This is a genomic window from Pseudoduganella sp. LjRoot289 (genome assembly GCF_964252925.1).
GTDB lineage: Bacteria > Pseudomonadota > Gammaproteobacteria > Burkholderiales > Burkholderiaceae_D > Rugamonas.
The window spans coordinates 4,335,528-4,357,958 of sequence record NZ_CAXUPN020000001.1; the positions used below are offsets into that span (position 1 = coordinate 4,335,528).

15 protein-coding genes and 1 pseudogene are annotated in these 22,431 nt (G+C 65.3%); 9 read left to right on the top strand and 7 right to left on the bottom strand.

The features are described 5' to 3' along the window. Nucleotides 1-44 precede the first annotated feature (44 nt). Nucleotides 45-2,435 (bottom strand): DNA polymerase II, encoded by a 2,391-nt coding sequence (locus ACSQ8Y_RS18480; protein WP_436267894.1) that lies wholly within the window; start codon nt 2,433-2,435, stop codon nt 45-47. A 145-nt stretch (nt 2,436-2,580) separates the two neighbouring features. Between ACSQ8Y_RS18480 and ACSQ8Y_RS18485 the strand changes: the two genes are divergently transcribed. Further along, nucleotides 2,581-4,611, top strand: coding sequence for a DUF4214 domain-containing protein (locus ACSQ8Y_RS18485; protein ID WP_436267895.1), 2,031 nt, complete (start codon nt 2,581-2,583; stop codon nt 4,609-4,611). A 17-nt stretch (nt 4,612-4,628) separates the two neighbouring features. Here the strand turns inward: ACSQ8Y_RS18485 and ACSQ8Y_RS18490 are convergent, their stop codons facing one another. Genes ACSQ8Y_RS18490 through ACSQ8Y_RS18500 form a run of 3 tightly spaced genes read right to left on the bottom strand, consistent with a single transcriptional unit; the run spans nt 4,629 to nt 9,378 of the window. Next, nucleotides 4,629-5,819, bottom strand: a complete 1,191-nt coding sequence (locus tag ACSQ8Y_RS18490) for an ATP-binding protein (protein ID WP_436267896.1) — start codon at nt 5,817-5,819, stop codon at nt 4,629-4,631. A 1-nt stretch (nt 5,820) separates the two neighbouring features. Continuing rightward, nucleotides 5,821-8,349 carry an ATP-binding protein gene (locus ACSQ8Y_RS18495; protein ID WP_436267897.1) on the bottom strand — a complete coding sequence of 843 codons (2,529 nt, stop codon included), beginning with the start codon at nt 8,347-8,349 and terminating at the stop codon, nt 5,821-5,823. 9 nt (nt 8,350-8,358) lie between these two features. Continuing rightward, nucleotides 8,359-9,378, bottom strand: coding sequence for an ABC transporter substrate-binding protein (locus ACSQ8Y_RS18500; RefSeq protein WP_436267898.1), 1,020 nt, complete (start codon nt 9,376-9,378; stop codon nt 8,359-8,361). A 368-nt stretch (nt 9,379-9,746) separates the two neighbouring features. Between ACSQ8Y_RS18500 and ACSQ8Y_RS18505 the strand changes: the two genes are divergently transcribed. The 8 genes and pseudogenes from ACSQ8Y_RS18505 (at nt 9,747) to ACSQ8Y_RS18540 (ending at nt 19,341) form a co-directional block, all read left to right on the top strand. Next, on the top strand, nt 9,747-12,149 hold the full coding sequence (locus tag ACSQ8Y_RS18505) for a prolyl oligopeptidase family serine peptidase (protein ID WP_436267899.1): 2,403 nt from the start codon (nt 9,747-9,749) through the stop codon (nt 12,147-12,149). Nucleotides 12,150-12,521: 372 nt separating this feature from the next. Beyond that, entirely contained in the window at nt 12,522-14,240 is a 1,719-nt protein-coding gene (locus ACSQ8Y_RS18510; RefSeq protein ID WP_436267900.1) for a methyl-accepting chemotaxis protein, read from the top strand. Nucleotides 14,241-14,349: 109 nt separating this feature from the next. Next, nucleotides 14,350-15,105 carry a carbonic anhydrase gene (locus ACSQ8Y_RS18515; RefSeq protein ID WP_436267901.1) on the top strand — a complete coding sequence of 252 codons (756 nt, stop codon included), beginning with the start codon at nt 14,350-14,352 and terminating at the stop codon, nt 15,103-15,105. 117 nt (nt 15,106-15,222) lie between these two features. Then, nucleotides 15,223-15,522: pseudogene (locus ACSQ8Y_RS18520) on the top strand (alpha/beta hydrolase family protein); the annotation flags it as partial. A gap of 141 nt (nt 15,523-15,663) precedes the next feature. Then, nucleotides 15,664-16,368, top strand: a complete 705-nt coding sequence (locus tag ACSQ8Y_RS18525; protein WP_436267902.1) for a haloacid dehalogenase type II — start codon at nt 15,664-15,666, stop codon at nt 16,366-16,368. Further along, nucleotides 16,329-17,456: a phosphotransferase gene (locus tag ACSQ8Y_RS18530; protein ID WP_436267903.1), complete on the top strand. Its 1,128-nt coding sequence runs from the start codon at nt 16,329-16,331 to the stop codon at nt 17,454-17,456. The genes ACSQ8Y_RS18525 and ACSQ8Y_RS18530 overlap by 40 nt, the downstream gene beginning before the upstream one ends. Further along, nucleotides 17,440-18,792: an aspartate aminotransferase family protein gene (locus tag ACSQ8Y_RS18535; RefSeq protein WP_436267904.1), complete on the top strand. Its 1,353-nt coding sequence runs from the start codon at nt 17,440-17,442 to the stop codon at nt 18,790-18,792. The genes ACSQ8Y_RS18530 and ACSQ8Y_RS18535 overlap by 17 nt, the downstream gene beginning before the upstream one ends. A gap of 42 nt (nt 18,793-18,834) precedes the next feature. Continuing rightward, nucleotides 18,835-19,341 (top strand): Lrp/AsnC family transcriptional regulator, encoded by a 507-nt coding sequence (locus tag ACSQ8Y_RS18540; protein ID WP_436267905.1) that lies wholly within the window; start codon nt 18,835-18,837, stop codon nt 19,339-19,341. Nucleotides 19,342-19,420: 79 nt separating this feature from the next. Here the strand turns inward: ACSQ8Y_RS18540 and ACSQ8Y_RS18545 are convergent, their stop codons facing one another. Genes ACSQ8Y_RS18545 through ACSQ8Y_RS18555 form a run of 3 tightly spaced genes read right to left on the bottom strand, consistent with a single transcriptional unit; the run spans nt 19,421 to nt 22,335 of the window. Next, nucleotides 19,421-19,867, bottom strand: coding sequence for a thioesterase family protein (locus ACSQ8Y_RS18545; protein ID WP_436267906.1), 447 nt, complete (start codon nt 19,865-19,867; stop codon nt 19,421-19,423). A 13-nt stretch (nt 19,868-19,880) separates the two neighbouring features. Then, the gene (locus tag ACSQ8Y_RS18550) at nt 19,881-21,107 is read right to left on the bottom strand and encodes a M20/M25/M40 family metallo-hydrolase (protein WP_436267907.1); all 1,227 of its coding nucleotides are present in this window, start codon (nt 21,105-21,107) and stop codon (nt 19,881-19,883) included. Between the two features lie 10 nt (nt 21,108-21,117). After that, nucleotides 21,118-22,335, bottom strand: coding sequence for a urate hydroxylase PuuD (locus tag ACSQ8Y_RS18555; protein ID WP_436267908.1), 1,218 nt, complete (start codon nt 22,333-22,335; stop codon nt 21,118-21,120). Nucleotides 22,336-22,431 lie beyond the last annotated feature (96 nt).

Below are 22,431 nucleotides of genomic sequence, written 5' to 3' on the forward strand. Positions count from 1 at the left end.
CATCCCGATCTTGTCATAAGGAAATCCTTATCCAGGGCCGCGATTCAGAACAGATTGCCCTGCGACGTGGTCAGGCCGGCGAAGCTGTCGTGCAGCGGCAGCAGGATGGCGTCGGCGATCGGTTGCAGCTGCTTGCTCACGTAATGCTGGTAGTCGATGCTGGACTTGACAACCTCCAGCGGTTCCGGCCCGCCGGTGGTCATCACATAGCTGATCCAGCCGCCGTTCTGGTAGCGCAGCGGCCGCTGCAGGGACTGGTTGTAGGCGTCGGCCAGGCGCGCGGCGCGCACTTGCGGCGGCACGTTGACCTGGTACTCGTCCAGCCGGTGCCGCAGCCGCTTGCGGTACACCAGCAAGTCGTCGTACTCGCCCGAGACGGTTTTGCGCGCGTAGTCGCGCACATAGTCCTGGTAGGGCTCGTTACGGAAGATGCGGTTGAACAGGCCTTTCTGGAACTGGTGGGCCAGCGGCGTCCAGTCGCTGCGCGCCACCTCCAGGCCGCGGTAGATCACTTCCTCCTCGCCTTGCGCATTCGCGCTCAGGCCCGCGTAGCGCTTCTTGCTGCCCAGCTCGGAGCCGCGTATGGTGGGCATGAAAAATTTGCGGAAGTGCGTGTCGAACTCGATTTCGAGCTGGCTCTCGAGTCCCAGCTCGCGCTGCAGCGTGTCCTTCCACCACAGGTTGATCTTGTCGGCCAGGCCCTGCCCGATGGCCAGCGCCTCGCCGTTGCCGTACTCCTTCTTGAGCCAGATGAAGATAGAGTCCGTGTCGCCGTAGATGACGTCGTAGCCCTCCCGCTCCACCAGCTCGCGCGTGAGCTTCATCATCTCGTGCCCGCGCAAGGTCACCGAGGACACCAGCTTGGGATTGAAGAAGCGGCAGTCGGGCGAGCCGAGCACGCCGCAGAAGGAATTCATCAGCAGCTTGAGCGCCTGCGACAGCGCCTCGTTCTTGTGCCGCTTGGCCTCGTCCCGCCCCTGCCACAGCGTGTCGACGATGGCCGGCAGGCAGTGCTTGTCGCGCGAGAAGACGGCGCCCCGGAAGCCGGGCACGCCCCGCCCCGGCCCGCCCGCCGCGCCTTCTATCATGCCCACCGGGTCGACCAGGAAGGTGCGGATGATGGACGGGTACAAGCTCTTGTAGTCGAGCACCACCACCGAATCGTACAGGCCGGGCTTGGAGTCCATCACGAAGCCGCCCGGCGACGGGCCGACCTCGATGTCGCCCACGCTGGGCGCGACATAGCCTTCGCGGTGCATGCGCGGCAGGTAATGGTGGCTGAAGGCGGCGATGGAGCCGCCGAAGTGGTCGGCCTGCAGCCCGGTCACGTGCGCGCGCTCGAGGATGAAGGCCATCAGCCGCGCCTTGTCGAAGATGCGGGTGACCAGCTCGCAGTCCTTCAGGTTGTAGTGCGCCAGCGCCGGCTTGTCGTGCCGGAAGCGGCGCTCGATCTCCGCCATCTTGTCGTAGGCGTCGCCGATGTCCTTGCCTTCGCCCAGCATGGCCTGGGACACGTTTTCCAGGCTGAAGGAGGGAAAGCTCCACGACGCCGCGCGCAGCGCTTCGATGCCGTCGATGGCGATGCGCCCGGCCAGCGCGGCGAACACGTATTCCTGCTTGGCGTGGTGCTTGCGCCAGTCGATCTGCCTGCCCTCGCGTCCCAGCAGCAGCGGCACCTTGTGCTTGTCGGCGTTTTTCTGCAGCACGCGCAGGTCGAACTGCACCAGGCTCCAGCCTATGATCGCGTCCGGGTCGTGCAGCTGGAACCAGGCGTTGAGCTTTTCGATCAGCTGGCGCGGCGTGGCGCAGTATTCCAGCGCGAAGTCCGGCGCGCAGTCCGCATCCGTCCGGCCCTGTCCGGGGGCGTCGCCCAGCATGTAGACCTGGCGCTGGCCGCAGCCCTCCAGCGCGATCGAATACAGATCCTCGTAGGCGCTGGTCTCGATGTCGAGCGACACCATCTTCAGCACGGGCCGGTAGTCCGGCGCGGGCCTGAGCTTGCAGTCGGTGACGGTGTGGCCGCTCTGCTGGCCGCCCTCGATCTGCACCGAGGCGGTGATGAAGCGCTCCATCAGGTAGCGCTCCGGCGGCCGGATATCGGCTTCGTACAGTTTGATGCCGCGCTCGCGCAAGGTGCGCTCGAGCGCCGTGAGCTGCTTGTAATGGCTGCAGTAGATGCCCACCACCGGTTGCTGTTCGAACGTTTTCAGCGGCAGCTCGCGCACGTCGGCTTGCTGGCCGCCGCCGGCCAGGGCCAGTTGCGCTTCGATGGCCGCGCGCTGGCCGGCCTCGGCAAAGGCGACCGAGGCCTGCCCGTTCAGGCGTATCTTCCGCGGGCCGCCGTCGGTGGCCAGCCAGAATTCGATTTCGGTGCCATGCCGCGTGTCGCGCCAGTGGCGGGTCAGGATGAAACCTTGCTGGGATGTCGGAGCCACGGTGCGGTATCAAAGCGTTCAGTGGCCGAATTATACTGTATATAAATACAGCCTGAAAACGCTGGAACCATCCGCCCAGTGGCGACAATCTTGAGGGTGCTAAAATTGCAGCCCGGCCAGACGGCCTGCCTGCTCCGCGCCATCGATGACTACACCGAATACCGACGACTTCAGCGGCGACACCGCCACCAATGGCAGCCTCGATCCGGGAGGAGAAGTGATCGGCACGCTGGAAACGGCAGGCGATGCGGATTGGCAGGCCATCAACGTACAGGCCGGCAAGCGCTACCTGTACACGCTGGACGGCGTGCCGAACATGGAAAAGCTGCTCATGCAGCTATACAACGCCGACGGCCGCCTGCTGTACTCCGCCAGCCCCAGCGGCGCAAACACCAACATGCTAGTGCTGCCGCTGAGCGACCTCGATGCCGGCCGCTACTATGTCGGCGTGGAGAGCTACACGGGCGTGGCCGGCGGCTACACCGGCAGCTACCGCCTGCGTGCCGCGGAGGCCGCGCCGGACGACTATGGCTACGGCGCTGATGCCGGCCTGCTGTCCGACGGGCAGACCGTGCCTGGCGCCCTGGAATATCCGGGCGATTCGGACAGTTTCACCGCCACACTGAGCGGCGGCATGACCTATCTGCTTGAGTTGCTGGACGGCGGCGACCCTGCCAGCTTCGTGAACCAGTGGCCCCTGTACTCCATGCTCGGGGCCTCCAGTTTGAGCGGCGACGACCCGGAAGGCACAGTCACCGGCTGGCCCGGCTCCAAGCTGGTGCTGCGCCCCGGCGCGAGCTCCGAGTACCAGTTCACCGTATCCGCCAATGGCAGTTACGCCATCGGCGGCTATGCCGTGCGCCTGACCGGCTACGCCAGTGACGACCATGGCGACCGCCTGGCCGCCGCCACCTTGCTGCAACTGGGCGCCAAACAGGAAGCGTCCTTCGAGCTGTACGGCGACCAGGACTGGTACGCCATTGTGTTGGCGGCCGGCCAGTCCTATGACATCGGCTTCCAGACCGGCGCCGGCGGCCACACCGCGGGCGGATCGACGGCGGTATGGCTATACGGCCCTGCGGGACAACAACTGCTTTACAACGGCTGGGGCGACGATACGCACCTTTCCTACAAACCTTCCGCCGACGGCACCTACTACATCAAGGCGGACAGCTTCAGCAACACCACCGGCAGCTATGCGCTCACGGTGAGCAAAGTGGTGGACCGCACCGCTCCGGCGCTGCAGCAATTCAGCATGGACAGGGAACTGGGACTCGCCACTGTCGATGCCGTGTTCACCGCGCGCTACAGCGAGGACATCGCGCGGGGCTTCGGCGCCATCAACCTGCGCGACGCCGGCGGTGCCCTGGTCGCGCGTTACGACAGCACCAGCACGAATGTGCTCATAGCCGGCGACACGCTCACCGTTATGCCCCAGCAAGCGCTGAAGTACGGCACGGCCTATATCCTCGAACTGGCCACCGGCACGGTCAAGGACAGCAGCGGCAACCTGTCCGCCTCGCGCTTCGAGAAGTTCACGACCATGGCCGGCAACCGCGTCGTCGCCGGCACCGATGGCAACGACAAATTCGCCGGCCAGAACCACAGCGACACCTTCAACGGCGGCGCCGGCATCGACACGGTCAGCTACCCCGGCGCGCTGGGCGACTACCGCATCGCGCGCGCGGGCGCCGGCTTCAGCGTGGAAAGCGTGGCCCATCCGATGACCGATGATCTGCTGAACGGCGTCGAGCGCCTGCAGTTCGGCGACACCGCCGTGGCGCTGGACGTGGATGGAACGGGCATGGGCGGCGCAGTCTACCGCCTGTACCAGGCAGCATTCGACCGTACGCCGGACGCCGCGGGCCTGGGCTTCTGGCTGGCCATGATGGAGCGCGGCCTGCCGCTGAAGGCAGTGGCCGCCGAATTCCTCGCCAGCGGCGAATTCACGAAGCTGTACGCCGGCGCCGGCACGGACTCCGCTTTCATCGACGTGCTGTACGCGAACGTGCTGCACCGCGCGCCCGACGCGGGCGGCCGTGCCTACTGGCTGCAGGCTATGCAGCACGGCGAAGACCGCGACGCGCTGCTCCTGTCCTTCAGCGAGAGTCCGGAAAATGTGGCCGCCGCAGCAACCGTCATCGGCTCCGGCTTCAGCTACACGCCCTACCACTAGGAGCCGGGACCGGTGCGCTAAGCCAGGAAGACCGGTAGCGCTACCCAGAAGGTGCTGCCCATGCCGGGCGTGCTGACCACGCCCAGTTCTCCGCCCATCTTTTCCACCAGGTGGCGCGTCATCACCAGGCCCAGGCCGGTGCCTTCCTGCGTGCCGCCCTCCTGGCCCAGGCGGTTGAAGGGCTGGAACATGGCCTCCAGCTGCTTCTCGTCCAGCCCGGCCCCGGTGTCCTGCACCGACAGGCGCAGGCGCTCGCCGCCGGCCGCCTCCGCGCAGTGCACGCTGACCGTGCCGTATTCGCGGTTGTACTTGATGGCGTTGGAGAGCAGGTTGATCAGCACCTGCTTGAGCCGCACGCGGTCTGCCATCACGCTGACGCCGTCGGCCACCGACACCCGCAATTCCACGCCGCGCATGCGCGCCAGCGGATCGACCAGGGTGCGGCACTCCTGCAGCACTTGCGACAGCCCCACCTGCTCGGTCTCCAGGGTCAGCGCGCCGGACTCCACCTTGGCCAGGTCGAGGATGTCGTTGATCAGGCGCAGCAGGTGGCGCGACGCCTGCAGGATGTTGCCGGCGAACTGCTTCTTCTGCGCCGGCGTGGAGGGCAGCTGCTCGGAGGCCAGGATCTGCGCGAAGCCGAGGATGGCGTTGAGCGGCGTGCGCAGCTCATGGCTCATATTGGACAGGAAGGCCGACTTGGCCTGGTTGGCGCGGTCGGCCTGCAGGCGCGCCACTTGCAATTCCTCGTTGATGCGCACCAGCTGCACCGCGTGCTCGCGCAGCCGCAGCTCCAGGCTGGCGTTCATGATGCGCAGGTTGCGCGTCTCCAGCGCGCGCGCGATGATGGGCAGGATCACCGAGACCCGGAACGGCTTGAGGATGTAGTCCAGTGCACCCACCTGCATGGCTTGCACCGCCGAACCGATGGTGCCCTCGCCCGTCATGATGATGCAGGCCAGGTCGGGGTCGATGGCGCGCGCCGCCTGCACCAGCGCGATACCGTCGAGGCCGGGCATCATCAGGTCCGCCAGCAGCACCTGGAACGGCGCCTCGGCGCCGCCGTCCCCGGCCTGGCCGTTCAGGACGGCCAGCGCCGCCTCGCCCGAACTGCAGCCCACGGTCTGGTAGCCGCGCTGGCCCAAGGTGTCGCACAGGGCGCGCATCTGCGCCGCCTCGTCGTCCACGATCAGGATGCGCATCACCATGTCAGACCTCCGTGGTGCAGCAGGCGGCCATCGCTTCGCGCAGCTCGCGCAGCTTGGGCGGCTTGCCCAGCACACGGTCCACGTGCACCGGCAAGTCGCCCTCGGTGACGATGCGCTGGCCCCAGCCTGTCAGCAGGATCACCGGCGTGGACGGCGACATCTCCTTGATGGACTGCGCCACCTTGCGCCCGTCCACATAGGGCATGCCCAGGTCGGTGATCACCAGCGCGTAGGGCTCGCCGCGCGCCTGCGCGGCGCGGAAGGAATCGATGCCGGCCTGCCCGCCGTCGGCCGCCGTCACCAGGTGGCCGTCGCGCTCCAGGATGTCGCGCATCGACTTGAGCACCAGCGGATCGTCGTCCACCGCCAGCACGCGCACGCGCTGCGGCAGCGCCGGCGCGCTCTGGGCCGGCGCGGGCCCGGCCGGCTCGGTCGGCAGCGCGAAGCTGAGGCGCACCGTGCTGCCCTCGCCGGGCGCGGTCAGGATGTCGATCTGCGCGCTGTGCCGCTCCACCATGCCATACACCATGGCCAGTCCCAGGCCGGTGCCGCGCTCGCCCTTGGTGGTGAAGAACGGTTCCAGGCAGCGCCGCCGCGTGTCCTCGTCCATGCCCACGCCGCTGTCGCCCACTTCGATGCACACCCTGCGCGCGCCCTGCAAGCCCTGCTCGCCCTGCTCCATCAGCCGCGTGCGCAAGGTCAGCACGCCGCCCTCGGGCATGGCGTCGACCGCGTTGAACACCAGGTTGGTCAGCGCCTCGCGCAGTTCGCCCTCGACGCCCATGATGGCCGGCAAGCCGGGCAGCGCCTCCATTGCCAGCCGTATCGTGATGCCGCGCTGCTGCGGCATGTCGTTCCAGCGCGCGCGAGTCAGGTCGGCCACCTGCTGCAGCAGCTGGTTGGCGTCCAGCGGCGCCAGCGTCAGCTGCGGCTCGCGCACGCGGTAGAACTCGCGCATGCGCGCCACCGTGGCGGCCACGTCGTCGATGGCGCGCTTGATCACCTCCAGGCAGGAGCGCGCGTGTTCGCTCAGGCCGGCCTCGGTCTCGAGCAGAGATTCGGTATACAGCACCACCGGCGAGATGGCGTTGTTGATGTCGTGCGCGATGCCGCTGGCCATCTGCCCCAGCGCGCGCAGGCGCTCCTGCTGCAGCGACGCCTGCTGCGTCTGGCGCATCTCGTCGTAGGCGCGCTGCAGCGCGGCGTACAGCTCGCTCTGGTTGGCGGCCAGCGCCACGTGCTCGCTGAGCTGGCGCAGGAATTCGCATTCGCCGCTGGAAAAACTGTGCGCCTGGCGCCGCGCGGCCACCAGCACGCCGAACACATGGCTCTCCACCAGCAGCGGCGCCAGCACCATGGAGCGCAGGCCGCCCTGCGCCAGCCGGCGCGGGAAGGGGAAGTTGACCTCGGCGATGTCGGCCTCGTAGACCAGCTCGCCGCGCACGCAGCGCGCCAGGCCGTTGGCATCCACGGCGATGTGGGTGCGCTCGATGATGGGCAGCTCCATCGCCAGCGCCGAGCCTTGCAGGCCGACGCAGCTCACCAGCAGCTGCTCGCCGGCGTGGTCGTACAGGCAGATGCAGCCGAAGTCGATCGGCATCTGGTCCTCCAGGCTGCGGATCACCACTTGGAAGATGCTGCGCAAGTCCTGCCGCTCGCCGATCGAGCGCGTGATCTGGTGCAGCAGGTTGAGGCGCTGCAGCTGCGCCGTGGTGCGCGCCTCGGCCAGCTGGCGCACTTCCATTTCGGCCTGCAGCGCGGTGTTCAGCCCCGCCAGGTCGTCGCGCGAGACGGTGGTCTGTTTCAGCTTGTCGGTCATGCCGTCGAAGGCGCGCGCCAGCTCGCCGATCTCGTCGCGCGTGTGCACGCCGAGCTTGAAATCGAGATCGCCGCCGCCCACTTTCAACGTGCCTTCGCGCAGCCGCGCCAGCGGCCGCGCCACGCTGCGGTAGCCCACCAGCGTGGTGCCCGCCACGGCCAGCAGGGCCAGGCCGCCGAACACCGCCACCGCCAGGCTCTCGCGCCGCTGCGCGGCCAGCAACTCGCTGCGGCTCAGCTCCGACAGGCGCAGCACGTCCGAAATCATGCTCTGCATCTTGTTGGCGATCTGGCCCGACAGGCGCGATTCGAACTCGTCGGCCACGGCGCGCTGCGGCGTGTCGGGCGGCGGCTTGCGCGGCTGGGATGCCAGGGTGGTAAACAAGCGGTCCAGACTGGTGTGCGTGCGCCGCAGGCCGGCCAGCAGCTGCGCCTCCTCCTGGTCCTGGAACTCGTCGGCCTGTACGATCAGGTGTTCCAGCGAATCGCTGCGCAGCTGCCACTGGGCCTCGGCGCGCTCCTCGTGGCGCAGCACGTATTCCAGGGTCAGGTAGCGCAGCGCTGTGACCGCGTGCAGCATCTCGCCGGCCGCCTCGTTCTTGCTCAGTTCGCGCTGCACGCGCTGCGCCGTGCCCAGCAACACCACCACGATCATGGCGACGATGGCGGCCGAGAACAATCCCATCAGCTGGAAGCGGGTGGCGAGTTTCACTGGGCCTCCTTAATGGATCACCGTGACGGCGGCCGGCGCCACCGCCTCCAGCGGCCGGTAGTCGATCGCCGGCAGGAAGTTGGGCACCGCCGCCCCGCTGGCCAGCTGGTTGCTGATGGCCCAGCGCGACTCGTCCTCCAGCGCCAGCAGCAAGGCCTGGTCCAGGCTGACGCGGAAGCGGTAGGTCGGCCACAGTTCGCGCCACTTGTCGCCGCTGGTCTTCAGCGCCGCGCCCGTCATTTCCTGCGCCGCCTTGGGTTGCTCGGTGCAGTAGCGCGCGCCGGCTATCAGCGCGCGCAGCAGCTTCTTGATGGTATCGGGGTGGCTCAGCACATACTCCTTGGTGCCGGCCAGGCTGTAGGGGATCTCGTACAGGTCCTCGGCGTCGAACTTGGTGCCGTTACCGTCCAGCTGCGTCATCATCGTGTCCATATAGGGCTCCCAGTTCGACACGGCGTCCACCTCGCCGCGCATCAGCGCGGCGGGCATGTCCTCCGGTTTCAGGTTGACCATGGTGACTGCGCTGGACGCCAGGTGCTGGCGGTTGAGGAAGGCATTCAGCACGAAATGGTTGGAGGTGCCCAGCGTGACGCCGACGCGCTTGCCCGCCAGGCTGGCCGGCGCTGTCACGCCGCGGTCCTTGCGGCCGACGATGCCGTGGTCGCGCTCGGCGCGGAAGAAGGTGGCCACGACCGACACCGGCACCTTGTCCATCACCGCGAACATGATGGGGATGTCGGCCACGGTGCCCAGATGGGCGCGGCCCTGCAGCGCAGCCTCCAGCGACGCCTTGCCGCTGGTGTGCGGCTGCACCTGGGCCGCCAGCCCCTCGCGCTCGAAATAGCCCAGGTCGCGCGCGGCCAGGATGGGGCACATCGCGACATAACTGGTGTTGGTGGCCAGGATGATGGGTTCCAGCGCGGCTCCGCCTGCCCCGCCTCCGGTCCGGCCATTCCAGACGAAGGCCGCTGCCAGGGCGACGAGCACGACCAGGACTGTCGCTGTGCGCTGCACCGTCTTGTTCATCATGGTGTGTCTCCCTGGGACGAAGCTATCGCGACCAGCTTACACAATAGCTGCGCGGACGCAACAAATTTCGCATTACCCTTTAGATAAGCCCTCCCCCGGCTAGCATGGCGATAGCGTCGCCCTTGCCGTGTAACAGTTGTCGACGCGCAAATAGGTGCGGTGGCATGCGCCTAGAATGATGCAACGGACGGGAAATGTTAATTGTCGCGTTGGCGCGGCGGCGGCAAGCCGCCCGGGGCGGCCAGCTGACACTTGGCTGATATATAGCTGATACTTGGCCGATCCTTAGCTGATACAAGCTTATACATTTGGCCCGTAATGCATGCGCTAGAATGCCCGCTCGACTTTGTCCCTACCCCCACAAAACGATGCGAACACTAGCTTATTCCGCGCTCTGCGCGGCGCTGTGCGCGGCGCCGGCGATCCCGGCAGCGGCACAAACCCCGATCACGCTGGACCAGGCCATGTCCAACCCGGACTGGCTCGGTACCCCGGTGGAAACCGCCTGGTGGAGCTGGGACGGCAAGCAGGTATATTACAAGCAGAAACGCGCCGGCTCGCCGCTGCGCGACACCTTCCAGGCCGGCGCCGGTGCCGGCATCCCTGCACGCAAGGTGGCCGACGCCGAACTGGCCAGCTTGGACAGCGCCAGCGTGCAATACAACCGCGAGCGCACCCGCGCGCTGATGGTGCGCAGCGGCGACCTGTTCGAGCGTGACCTGAAGAGCGGCGCCCTGACCCAGATCAGCAAAGGCGCCACGCCGGGACCGCTGGACGCGCGCTACTCGGCCGACGGCCGCGCCGTGCTTTACCGCGTGGGCCACGACTGGTACAGCTGGAACCGCGCCGAGCGCCTGGCCTCGCCGGTGGCGCTGCCGCGCACCGCGAAGGATCCGGCCGCCGCGCCGGACGCGAGCGCGTCGGAAACCGCCCTGCGCGACATGCAGCTGCGCCTGATCGCCACCCTGAAGCGCCAGAAGGACGACAAGGACACGCTGCGCGAGCGCGCCGATGCCGAACGCCTGGCCGACGCCACGCGCGCCCCGCTGCCGGTCTACCTGGGCGACAAGGTGACCATCGACGCCAGCGCGCTGTCGCCGGACGGCCGCTACCTGGTGCTGGCCACCTCGCCCAAGGGCGACAAGGGCCGCGTCGGCAAGATGCCGCGCTACGTGACCGAATCCGGCTACGAGGAAACGGACGACGAGCGCACCCGCGTCGGACGCGACCTGCCGAAAGGCCAGACCCTCAAGCTGGTCGACCTGAAAACGCGCACCGTGCAGGACATTCCGCTCGATGCGCTGCCCGGCATCGCCACCGATCCGCTGGCGGCCATGCGCGAGGAGCGGAAACTGGCCGCGCTGAAAGGCAACCGCGCCGTGCGCCTGGACGACGACGAATCCGGCGGCGGCATCGCCTGGACCGGCAACGGCGCCCAAGTGGCCGTGATGCTGCGCGCCGTCGACAACAAGGACCGCTGGATCGCCGCCATCGACCTGGCCTCGGCCATCCCTGCCCTGAAACCGCTGCACCGCATCAGCGACAGCGCCTGGGTCAACGGCAGCTACAACGAATTCGGCTGGCTGCCGGACCACGCCACGCTGTGGTTCCTGTCCGAGGAAAGCGGCTACGCGCACCTGTACACGCTGGGCGCGGACGGCAAGCAGCGCGCCCTCACGCAGGGCAACTGGGAAGCGACGCGCGTGCACTGGTCGGCCGACGGCGCCACCGCCTTCGTGCTGTGCAACCGCAAGACGCCGGGCGCCTACGAGGTGTGCGCCGTCAACGCCAGGGACGCCTCGGTGCGCGAAGCGACGGCGCTCGACGGCGGCGTCGAGCAGTACAGCGTGTCCCCGGACGAGCGCAAGCTGCTGGTGCACTACTCGTCGGCCTATGTGCCGGCGCAGATCGCCACCGTGGCAGTCGCCGGCGGCGCCACCGCCAGGCTGACCGACACCCGCACGCCGGACTACAAGGCGCGCAGCTGGATCCAGCCGGAACTGGTGGCCGTGCCGTCGGCCCATGGCGGCGGCCCGATCTGGTCCAAACTGTACCGCCCGGCCAATCTGGAGCCGGGCAGGAAATACCCGGTGGTGATGTTCGTGCACGGCGCCGGCTACCTGCAAAACGCCACCAGGCGCTTCCCTGTCTACTTCCGCGAGCAGATGTTCCACAACCTGCTGGTACAACAGGGCTACATCGTGCTGGACATGGACTACCGCGCCTCCAAGGGCTATGGCCGCGACTGGCGCACGGCAATCTACCGCCAGATGGGCCACCCTGAGCTCGACGACTACATCGACGGCGTGAACTGGATGGTGGCCAACCACCAGGGCGATGCTGGCAAGGTCGGCATCTACGGCGGCAGCTACGGCGGCTTCATGACCTTCATGGCGCTGCTGCGCGCGCCGGACATGTTCAAGGCCGGCGCGGCGCTGCGTCCCGTCACCGACTGGACCACCTACAACCACGAATACACCGCCAACATCCTGAACACGCCGGAGCTGGACCCGGAAGCGTACAGGAAGTCATCGCCGATCGAATACGCCGACAAGCTGCGGGGCCATTTGCTGATCGCGCACGGCATGGTGGACGATAACGTCTTCTACCAGGACTCGGTGCGCATGGCGCAGCGCCTGATAGAGCTGAAAAAGGACAACTGGGAACTGGCCAGCTACCCGCTGGAGCGGCACGCCTACCTGCAGCCGGAAAGCTGGTACGACCAGTACCGCCGCATCTACCAGCTGTTTGAGCGTTCTCTGAAAAGATAGACGCAAGCCAGCCGAAGCCGGAGCATCCCGGCTTTTTTCATATGCACCATCAGGGCATTCAAAAAATCCCTCCCGGTTGGCCCACGCCGCCCAGCACAATCTTGACCGCCCGCCGTCAGCCTGACCTCGCAAATACAGCCTGTACGGGCCACCGATTTTTCACGCCTGCTTCCGCCAACATTGCCCATTGGAAATGTATATTCCTTCCGCATATCGGGATTCCCCTAGGGAAATTTCAGGATCGGTTGATATCTTTTTGAAAGCCATTGGTCTAAGCTGCATTTAAGCGCCTGGTCCGTTTCCAGCATGCGGTGGCGAAGTGCCTGCCCCCGCTGATGGCGTTTGACTATAAGAAAATTCAAGGGGATGAAAATGCAAATTGCAAATTTGAAGATTGGCACGCGCCTGGCGCTTGGCTTTGGACTGGTGTTGGCGCTCCTCGCCGGCGAGGTAACGCTGGGCATCAGCGGCATGGTCCGTGCCAACGAGCAGTTGCATCATATTGTCGACGTCAACGTCTACAAGATTAGTCTGCTGGAAGACATGTCGAAGTCGGTGCACATCGTGGCCCGCGTGATCCGCAGCATCGCCCTGCTGTCGGATGATGCCGCAGCCAACGCGGAACACAAGAAAATCGATGCTGCCCGAGAAAAATACAATGCGGCGTACGCGGCCCTGGAAAAGATGCCGCTGGACGATGCCGGCAAGGCCGCCATCGCCAGCATCAGGGAGCACCAGGTCGCGGCGCGCGCGCTCAACGACAAATTCGGCGAACTGTCCAAGACCGACAAGCAGGCATCCGTCGCGTTTCTGCTGAAGGAAGCCGGACCGGCGACAAGCAAGTGGCAGGACGACATGGAGGCATACATTGAAATCCAAAAAACGAAAAACACCAAAGAGGAAGAGATCGTCGAGCAAACCTACAAAGACGCGCGCACGCTCATGCTGGCACTGAGCGGTGTGGCGATCCTGTTCGGCGTCCTCACCGCCGTGCTGGTCACGCGTTCGATCACCCGTCCGATCAGCGCGGCGGTCCGAGTCGCGCAGACAGTCGCTTCGGGCGACCTGTCGAGCCAGATCGAGGTCAATTCGACCGACGAAGCCGGGCAACTTTTGCAGGCATTGAAGGACATGAACGACAAGCTGAACAGTATTGTTGGCCAGGTACGCACCGGGACCGATACGATCGCCACCGCGTCGAGCCAGATCGCCAGCGGCAATCTCGACTTGTCGTCACGCACCGAACAGCAGGCCAGTTCGCTGGAAGAAACCGCCTCGTCGATGGAGGAGTTGACCGCGACAGTGAAACAGAATGCGGACAATGCGCGCCAGGCGAATCAATTGGCGAAATCGGCATCCGAAGTCGCGGTCACGGGCGGCGTGGTGGTGTCGCAGGTGGTTGAAACGATGGGGGAAATCAACTTATCGTCGAACAAGATTGTCGACATCATCGGTGTGATTGACGGCATCGCCTTCCAGACCAATATCCTGGCGCTGAATGCCGCCGTCGAGGCGGCCCGCGCCGGCGAGCAAGGCCGGGGCTTCGCGGTCGTTGCCAGCGAGGTCCGCAACCTGGCGCAACGTTCGGCCGCCGCCGCAAAAGAGATCAAGACCCTGATCAGCAATTCCGTGGAAAAGGTGGAGCTTGGCGCCAAGCTCGTTGACCAGGCCGGCTCGACCATGAAAGCCATCGTTGACAGCATCAAGAGCGTGACCGACATCATGGGCGAGATCACGGCCGCCAGCCAGGAGCAGACTGCCGGCATCGAACAAATCAATCAAGCTGTCGCTCAAATGGACCAAGTCACCCAGCAAAACGCGGCGCTGGTGGAGGAGGCCGCCGCCGCCGCCCAGTCATTGCAGGACCAGGCCGGCAACTTGGCGCACGTGGTCAGCGTGTTCAAGTTCAGCGGCTCGACGAGCGCGGCGCCGTTGCGGGCGGCGGCAGCGAGCGGTACGCGGCGTGTTTCCGCTGCGACGGTACCCGTGTCGGCAAATGCCGGCCCCGCCCTGCGGCTGGCGGCAAAACCACGGCAGCTCCAGCGGACCGGGCCGGCCGTCGATGCGGCTGCCGAGTGGGAGACTTTCTAGGCCCGCACACTCCCCGCGCGACAATTTTTCACGCACGCACGGCCGTAACCGGCCTGCTTCAACGCAGTTCACGGCAGTCACTCTTTACAACTCAAAGATAGGAAACGTTATGAATCGAACGAATATTCTAGTCATGGGCGCGATGTTGGCCTGCTCGATCGGTGCCGCATTCGCCGGGGAACAAGCCGCGCATCCACACTGGAGTTACCAGGGAAAAACCGACCCGGCGAACTGGGCCGAGCTGGACCAGGCGAACTCCGCCTGCAAACTGAGCAAGGAACAGTCGCCGATCAATATCGAAGAACGCCATGCGAGGAAGGCGCCCTTGGCCGCGCTGGATTTCAATTACGTGGGCGGGACCGCCGAGGTGATCAACAACGGCCACACTGTGCAAGTGAATCTGCCCTCCGGCAACGCACTGAAGGCCGGCGACGAGGTGGCCAACCTGCTGCAGTTCCACTTCCACACGCCGAGTGAAGAAAAAATCAACGGCGTCAACTACCCGATGGTGGCCCACTTCGTCCACAAGAGCGCTGACGGCAAGCTGTCGGTCGTTGCCGTCCTGTTCAAGCAAGGCCGCGAGAACAAGACCCTGGCGCCGGTATTTAACGCCTTGCCGGCCGAAGGCAAGCCGAATCAGCTCACCAGTTTCAACCCTGCCGATGTGTTGCCTGTTGACCGCGCTTATTTCAAATTCATGGGTTCGTTGACGACGCCGCCGTGCAGCGACGGTGTGCGCTGGCAGGTGTTGAAATCCCCGGTCGAGCTGTCGAAAAAGCAAATAGCGGCTTTCCGGAAACTCTACAAGATGAATGCGCGTCCCGTACAGCCATTGAACGGCAGGCTGGTCGAGGCCAGCGAATAATGGCTGGTTGACGGGGAGGAGCCGTGCTGGCTGGAGCGGCCGGCTTTCTCATCGCGCCGAAAACAAGGGCAGGAAGTATCTGGTGGTGATGTTCGTGCACGGCGCGGGCCATTTGCACAACACACCGCCAACATCCTGAACACGCCGGAGCTGGACCCGGAAGCGTACAGGAAGTCATCGCCGATCGAATACGCCGACAAGCTGCAGGGCCATTTGCTGATCGCGCGCGGCATGGTGGACGACAACGTCTTCTACCAGGACTCGGTGCGCATGGCGCAGCGCCTGGTAGAGCTGAAAAAGGACAACTGGGAACTGGCCAGCTACCCGCTGGAACGGCACGCCTACCTGCAGCCGGAAAGCTGGTACGACCAGTACCGCCGCATCTACCAGCTGTTTGAACGGTCGCTGAAGAAATAGGAGAGCAAGGGGTGCCGCAGAATATTCCAGGCACGCCCCGGATTCAAAAGGAAACTGCTCGAGCCCCGGGACAATAAGGCATTTTCGTAGCACACAGGCGCATAAACTTGTTGGTACTCATCCACCAACAGGAGACTGGCAGTGATCTACCAACCTAAATTTATCAGCTTCGATTGTTACGGGACGCTCATCAACTTTGAAATGGGTCCGATTGCAAAGCATCTTTTCGAAGACCGTGTCCCGGCAAGCCGGATGCCGGCTTTTCTGGACAGTTTCCGGGCCTACCGCCTCGATGAGGTATTGGGCGAATGGAAACCGTTCTTTGACGTCGTTGAAAATTCCATACAACGGGCGTGCAAGGCGCACGGCATCGAATATCGCTCATCGGACGCGCTCGCGTTGTACGACGCCATCCCGGCATGGCAGCCCCATCCGAACGTGGTCGAGGCGCTGCAGGCCATCGCTCCGCACATCCCGCTGGTGATCCTGTCGAACTCCATGGTCGATCTGATTCCGCACAGCGTGGCCCACCTCAAGGCCCCCTTCCACGCCGTGTACACCGCCGAGGAAGCTCGCGCCTACAAGCCGCGGGCCCGGATATTCGAATACATGTTCGATCAACTCGGCTGCGGGCCCGAGCAGATGATGCACTGCTCGTCGAGCTTCCGTTACGACCTCATGACAGCGTCCGATCTGGGCTTCATGGCCAAGGCTTTCATCGACCGCGGCCACGAGCCCGCGCTCGACGGCTATGGCGTGAACCGCTTGACCGACGTCCGCCAGCTTCCCGGTCTGCTTGGCCTGGAATGCCTGCCCCAGGCCGCGACGACGAAGCGAGGCGCGTGATGCCGGAGCATCGTCCCGTCGCGGCAGCGGCCTTGAGCACGGCGGCGCCCAGCCTGCCCCTGGCCGAAGTGGCGGCCCTGGTCAGCCGTCTCTACGGTATCGACGGCAGCGTCAAATCACTGGCGAGCGAGCGCGATCAGAATTGCTGCATAGAGACCGCGGACGGCACGCGCTACGTGGTCAAGATCAGCAATCCATCCGAGCCGGTTGCCGTGGTCGATTTCCAGATCGCCGCGCTCGACCATATCGCCCGCGTGTCGCCCGGCCAGCCCGTGCCCCGCGTCGTCAGGACGCTGGCCGGACGTACGCGCGACACGCTGGCCCTGCCCGGCGGGCTGCAAACCACGGTGCGGATGCTGAGCTATCTCGACGGCATCCAGATCCGGGAGACTGTTCGTAGCGCCAGGCAGCGGCACGCAATGGGGACCGGCTTGGCCGAATTGAACCTCGCCTTGCGCGGCTTCACGCATCCTGCCGCCGCGCACAATCTGCTCTGGAACGTTTCGGCGGCGCACCGCCTGGCAGCCAAGCTCGATGGCATCCTCGATGCACCGCGCCGCGCGCTGGCCGAGGCGTTCATGACGCGCTTCACCGACCACGTCCTGCCGCGTCTGGCCTCGGTGAGGGCGCAGGTGATCCACAACGACTACCATCTCTACAACGTGCTGGTCGAACCCGACGACCATGCACGCATATCGGGGATTATCGACTTCGGCGACATGCTGCATGCGCCGCTGGTCGGCGAGGTCGCCACGGCGGCGGCCTTCCACATGACAGGCAGCGCCGATCCCTTCGAAGGGCCGGCGCAGTTCGTCGGCGCCTACCACGCGACGCTGCCGCTGACCGGCATCGAGCAGGAAATCGTTGCCGACCTCATGGCCACACGCCACCTCATCACGGCGCTCATTTCGGAATGGCGCGCCGCGCGCTACCCCGAGAACCGCGCCTACATCATGCGCCACAATCCCGCCGCGTGGGAAGCGCTGTCCCAGATGGCCGATCTCTCCCGCGCAACGGCGCGCGACCGCTTGCTAACCGAAGTACAAAATAACGTGCAAAAAGGAAAAGCCCATGAAAAGCACCACTGACCTCAATATGGTCAATGCCTATATCCCCGGCCGCGCCAACGTGGGAGCAGCCACCGAAGCCATGATCGCGCGGCGCGATGCCCTGCTCGGCCCGGCATATCGGCTGATGTACGAGCATCCCCTGCATATCGTGCGCGGCGAAGGCGTGTGGCTGATCGATCCGGCCGGCCGCCGCTACCTCGACGTCTACAACAACGTCACTTCGCTCGGGCATTGCCACCCGGCGGTCACCGAGGCGATATCGACGCAAGTGCGCACCCTGGCGACCAACACGCGCTATCTGCACGACACGATACTCGAACTGGCCGAAGGCCTGCTCGCGAGCGTGCCTGAAACCGAACTTGCCCATCTCATGCTGACCTGCACGGGCAGCGAGGCAAACGACCTCGCTTATCGCATCGCCAAGGTCCGCACCGGGGGCACGGGCGTGATCGTGACCGAAACCGCCTATCACGGTTTCACAGACGCCGTGTCGCAATTCTCGCCATCGCTCGGTGCGGGTGTCGATCTCGGCGCGCACGTGCGCCTGGTTCCGGCACCGCGCCTCTATCATGCCGAGGGTACCGACCTCTCCGAACGCTTCACGCGCGATGTCGAGGTGGCGATCGCCGACCTTCAGCGCCACGGCATCAAGCCGGCGGCACTGATAGTCGATTCCTTGTTCACCAGCGACGGCATCCTCCCTGGGCCGGCGGGTTTTTTGAAAGGCGCGGCCGATGCGATCAAGCGCGCCGGCGGCCTGTTCATCGCCGACGAGGTCCAGCCCGGTTTCGGCCGGACGGGCGAGCATATGTGGGGCTTCCAGCGTCACGGCGTCATCCCCGACATCGTCACCCTGGGCAAGCCGATGGGCAATGGACAACCGATCGCGGGACTGCTGGCCACCGCCGACGCGCTGGCGGAGTTCGGCAAAAACTCGAGGTACTTCAACACCTTCGCCGGCAATACCGTGTCATGCGCGGCCGCGCTGGCGGTGTGGAAGACAATCGAACAGGAAGGCCTGGTCCGGCATGCCGCCAAGGTCGGCAATACCCTGCGCGAAGGCATCGCAGCGCTGGCCGTGCGGCACGAGGCCATAGGCGATGTCCGTGGCGCGGGCCTGTTCGTCGGCGTGGAACTGGTCTCGGACCGCGCGTCGCGTACACCCGACCGCTGGCTCACCACCCAGGTAGTCAATCGCATGCGCGACCAGGGCGTCCTGCTCAGCGCCTGCGCGATGGGACACAACGTGCTCAAGATCCGGCCGCCGCTGGTGCTGTCGGAGGAACAGGCGGGCATGGTGATCCATGCGCTCGACGAAGCGCTCAGCGGAGCGCAATCGGCAAGGCCGGGGTAAGCGGCCCCCGGCTTTAGTGATAGTTAATGATAGTATCAGCCTATGAAATCCGCAGCGTCCCTCGATCCCTTCGACATCAAGATTCTTGCGCACCTTCAGCGCGAGGGACGCTGTTCGAATGTCGCCCTGGCCAAGGCCGTTGGCCTCAGCGAGAGCCCATGCCTGCTCCGTACCAAACGGCTGCAGGACATCGGCGTTATCCGGGGCTACGGCGCGGATGTCGTGCTGGAGAAGCTGGGCAGCCACGTCATCGTGTTTTCCGAGGTGACCATCGGCAGCCATCGCTTGCACGACTTCCGCAAATTCGAAGCGGGGGCTGGCAAGTACCACGAAATCGTCGAATGCTACAACGTCACCGGCGGTTGCGACTACCTGCTGAAAATCGTCGCGCCCAGCATGGCCTATTTTCAGGCGCTCATGGAGCGGCTGCTGGACGACGATATCGGCATCGCGAAGTTTGCCAGCCGCATCGTATTGAGCCAGCCGATCGAGCAGCGCGCTTATCCGCTGAATACACTCATCACCGGCAAGCCAAGCTGGGAACGATGAAACAAGGCGGTGCGCGTCGAGGCGCTGCAGGCGGCGCCGGCACACGCCAAACGCGCCGCAGTCCGAGTTCCTGGCCTGGTCAGCGCGCAACGCTGCTTGGCAGCTCCGTGAAATCGTCGGTCTTCTCGAGCAGCTGCCAGGTCGCCAGCAAGGCCGGCGGCGGCACGATCAATTTGCGCGCCACCAGGTCCAGCCAGCCGCCTGCGCTGGTGATGCGCGCCGCCAGTTTGCCGTCGCCGCGATAGACATCGCTGCGCAGCAGCCAGCGGCTGCCGTCCTCCGACATGCCGGCCAGGCCCAGCGTCACGGTGATCGCTTCCAGCAGCATCACTTCCTTGAAGTAGGCGATGTCGTCCTTCATCACCACCGGACCGATGTTCTGGCGTTTGAACTCGCTCATGCCGAAGCCGTGCTCCGACAGGAACAGCATGCGCACATCGCCCGCCTTGTCCAGGAAGGCCGTGTTGCGCATATGGCTGTTGAAGTCCATGTCGCCCCAGCCCGCCATCATCTTCTTTTCAAACATCGCAGCTCCTTGTTCAGGCCAGGAAGTCGGCCAGCGTTAAAGCGACGATTTTAGTCGCTTTGCGCAAATCGTCCAGCGCAAGGCGCTCGTCGGCCTTCTTGGCGTTCGATTCGGGCACGGTGCGCGGACCGGCGCCGTACAGCACGGCCGGAATGCCCTGCTCGCCGTACAGGCGCGCGTCGGCGTACAGCGGCGTGCCCACGGCGGGTATGTCCTCGCCCAGGATGGCCTTGGCGTTCTTCTGCAGATTCGCCACCAGCTGCTCGGAACCCGGCTGCGGACGCAGGGCGTGCGACAGCAGCAGGCGCTTGATCTCGATGCGGATGCCGGGCTCGCCGCGCACGGCGTCTTCTATCAGCGCGCGCACCTGCGCTTCCACCGCCACCGTATCCTCCTCCGGGATCATGCGGCGGTCCATCTTCATCACCACCTTGCCGGGCACCACGTTGGTGTTGGTGCCGCCGTCGATGCGGCCCACCAGCATGGTCGGGCTGTCGATGCCGGGCACCTTCGATTTGACTTTCCTCAGCTCCGCCACCTGCCCGTACAGCGCGTTCAGGATTTTGGTGGCCGCCTGCAGCGCGTCGTGGCCGGTTTCCGGCATGGCGCCGTGGCCGGACTTGCCGTGCACGGTGATCTCGAACTGCAGGCAGGCGTTGTGCGCGGTGACGATGTTGTAGCTGAAGCCCGCCGCGATGACGAAGTCCGGCCTGGTCAGCTTCTGCTCGAGCAGCCAGCCCGGCCCCAGCAGGCCGCCGAATTCCTCGTCGTAGGTGAAGTGCAGTTCCAGCTTGCCCTTCAGCGGCACGCCCAGCGCTTCCAGCGCGCGCGCCGCGAAGATGTAGGTGGCGAAGTCGCACTTCGACACCGCTGCGGCGCGGCCGTAGATATAGCCCTTGTCGACCACGCCGCCGTAGGGCGGATAGGTCCAGCCCTCGCCCGGCGGCACCACGTCGCCGTGCGCGTTCAGCGCCACCGTCGGGCCGCTGCCGGAATACGGCCGGCGCACGATCAGGTTGGTGATGGTCTCCATGCCGTAGTCGCGCACTACCTGCTCGGGCACGGCGTGCTTCTCGGCCTGCCAGCCGTAGGCCTGCACCGCATCGGCGATCATGTCCGCGTGCGGCGCGTTGTTGCCGGGCGGGGTGTCGGTCGGCACGCGCAGCACCTGCTGCAGGAAAGCGACTTGCTCGTCGAAGTGGGCGTCGATCCAGGCTACCAGTTGTTCTTGCTTGCTCATATTGGTCCTTTTATTTTGCGCCGGACTCGAACCATGCGCCCAGCTGGGCGCGTTCGGCGTCGGTCATATTGGTCAGGTTCGCGAGCGGCATGGCTTTCAGCTGCACCGCCTGTTTGTAGATCTTTTCCGCGTTCTGGCGGATCTGCGCTGCGTTCTCCAGAATGATGCCGGCCGGCGCGGCGGCAAAGCCGGGCTGCGTCGGCGCGGCCGCGTGGCAGGACACGCAGCGCTGCGCCACAATGGCTTGCACCTTGCCGAACTGCGCGGCCGTATCCGGCATTGCGGGCGCGGCCACCGGGCGCGCCGGTGCGATCGCCACCGCCACAGCGACCAGCAGCGCCACCCCGATGGCGGGATAGCGCCACTCGGTGCAGCCCTTGTGCCGCAGGTTGAAGAAGTGGCGGATGAACACGCCCGCCGCCATAATGAAGGCCAGCACCAGCCAGGCGCGGTCGTGGCGGTAGGTCATCGCGTAGTGGTTGCTGATCATGATGAACAGCACCGGCAAGGTAAAGTAGTTGTTATGCACGCTGCGCTGCTTGGCGCGCTGGCCGTGCACCGGGTCCGGCAGGCCGCCGGCCGCCATGGCCGACACCATCTTGCGCTGGCCGGGGATGATCAGCATCAGCACATTGGCCACCATGATGGTGCCTATCATCGCGCCGACGTGGATATAGGCCGCGCGGCCACTGAGGAAGTGGGTCAGCACATAGGCCGAGACCACCAGCAGCGCGAACACCACCACGCCGAAGGCCAGGTCGTGCTTGCCCAGCGGTGAGCGGCACAGCAGGTCGTACACGGTCCAGCCGGCCACCAGCGAGCCGATGCCGACGCCGATGGCCTGCAGGCTGCTCAGGTCCGCGACGGATTTGTCGACCATCATCGCTTGCGCGTTGAAATAGTAGGCGATGGTCAGCAAGGCGAAGCCGGACAGCCAGGTGGTGTAAGCTTCCCATTTGAACCAGTGCAGTTCCTTGGGCAGTTCAGCCGGCGCCACCAGGTATTTTTGCGGGTTGTAGAATCCGCCGCCGTGCACCGCCCACAGTTCGCCCGACACGCCCTTCTTCGCGAGCTCCGAGCCGGCGGCGGGCGGACGGATCGAATTGTCCAGCCAGACGAAGTAGAACGAGGCGCCTATCCAGGCGATGCCGGTGATGACGTGCAGCCAGCGCACGATCAGGTTGAGCCATTCAAGGCCGTACGGGATCAGATAGGCGAAAACTTCCATGTATTCCTCAAGAATGAAGTGGCGGCAACTTACCGAAGATAAACGGTTTTCGTCCCGGTGCCATGAAATATATCGTATATTTCTCATATCCGATCT